Below are 1,625 nucleotides of genomic sequence, written 5' to 3'. Positions count from 1 at the left end.
TTCCCGCAGTCATCCATGTATCGCGAAAAACAGCTATACACCACAGTGGATGAAAATGATGATGATTATTTGGCCATACTGATTCTACGGCTGGATGAGGAAGGTCGAGACTCCATGGTGCGTGAGAGCCCTACCCGCAGTCTGACTCCTTCGACCACGGTGCACCACAGATTGTTGCTCCCTTTATGGGAAGCACTCATGGTAGATTAACCCTATTCTGGTTGTTGCACCAGCCTCTAATTATATATGCCGGAGAAAGGATGTTCTCAATGGATGTAATCATTGAAAGGGCATGTGGTTTGGATGTTCATAAAGATAACATTACTGCATGTATCATCACTTCAGAAGGAAAGGAGATTCGAACATTTTCCACTAAAACGGTGTTCCTACTTGAGTTAGTGGAATGGGTAAAGGAACATGAGTGTACACATGTGGCAATGGAAAGTACAAGTGTCTATTGGAAACCTATTGTCAATTTGTTAGAAGCAGAAGACATCGAATTTCTAGTTGTAAATGCCCAACATATTAAGGCGGTTCCAGGACGTAAAACGGATGTAAAAGATGCAGAATGGATTGCCAAACTATTACGCCATGGTTTACTTAGAGCTAGCTTTATACCTGACCGTAACCAACGGGAATTACGGGAACTTGTTCGTTATCGTCGGAGTATAATCGAAGAACGTGCAAGACAATATAATCGAATCCAAAAAGTTTTGGAAGGAGCGAATATCAAACTCGGCTCTGTAGTTTCTGACATAATGGGAGTGTCTGCACGTGAAATGCTTCAGTCAATCGCTGAAGGAAATGATGATCTTGACGAGTTAGCAAACTTTGCACGAGGAGTGATGAAAAAGAAAAAAGACACACTTAAACTTGCACTTCAAGGCTATATTCAAGATCATCAACGATTTATGATAAAGACTATTCTACAACATATCGATTTCCTTACGGACCAGATTGAAAAGCTAGACAAAGAGGTAGCCGAAAGATTAGATGGCTACCAGGAAGAAATCAAGCGTTTAGATTCTATTCCTGGCATTGCAATAAGAATGGCTGAACAAATGCTTGCAGAACTTGGTACAGATATTAAAACCCAATTCCCTAGTGCACCTCAAATGTGCTCGTGGGCAGGACTAGTCCCAGGGAATAACGAAAGTGCTGGAAAACGGAAATCTTCCAAGACAAGAAAAGGGAATAAATACTTAAAATCAGCATTAATTGAAGCAGCTCATACTGTCCGAGGATCAAAGAACTATCTTGGAGCGCTTTACCGTCGTACTGCTGCACGTAAAGGTAAAAAACGTGCAGGTGTTGTAGTAGCCCATGCGATATTACGGATCTCCTATTATCTGTTAACCCGTGAGGAAATGTATGTAGACCTAGGAGAAGATTATTTCGATAAGCAAAGACAACAATCAATCGTTCGGCATTCCGTTCGAAGGCTTGAAGGACTTGGTTACTCAGTAACAATTGAGGAACCAAAAGTTTCTTAACCCCATTTTTCCAAACAAGTAATGGAACAAGAATGAGGCGCTCTCCTCTTTTTTAAAAAAACAAATGAGCTGCGTCTATTTAAGTATTGCCATCTTTACGGTATTTAGAAGTTTATTTTCATGGTAGGAGTC

General features: G+C 40.9%; 2 protein-coding genes. Both read left to right on the top strand.

Annotation, left to right across the window (positions count from 1 at the left end):
• Nucleotides 1–210 (top strand): hypothetical protein (locus IPU53_RS24610; RefSeq protein ID WP_207454163.1); only part of this gene is annotated, 210 nt, incomplete at its 5' end.
• Between the two features lie 59 nt (nucleotides 211–269).
• A complete protein-coding gene (locus IPU53_RS24605; RefSeq protein WP_207454160.1) occupies nucleotides 270–1,493 on the top strand; it encodes an IS110 family transposase in 1,224 nt (407 codons plus the stop codon).
• Nucleotides 1,494–1,625 lie beyond the last annotated feature (132 nt).

Origin of the sequence: Bacillus sp. SD088 (assembly GCF_017355205.1) — a bacterium.
In the GTDB taxonomy this organism is placed as follows: domain Bacteria; phylum Bacillota; class Bacilli; order Bacillales; family Bacillaceae_C; genus Lederbergia.
The sequence above is the reverse complement of the archived record's forward strand: the minus strand, read 5'-3'. Positions and strand labels throughout refer to the sequence as shown.

What these genes read in the sequence shown, in the direction of transcription:
- IPU53_RS24605 (WP_207454160.1), top strand. Translation starts at nt 270, where the DNA reads ATGGATGTAATCATTGAAAGGGCATGTGGTTTGGATGTTCATAAAGAT.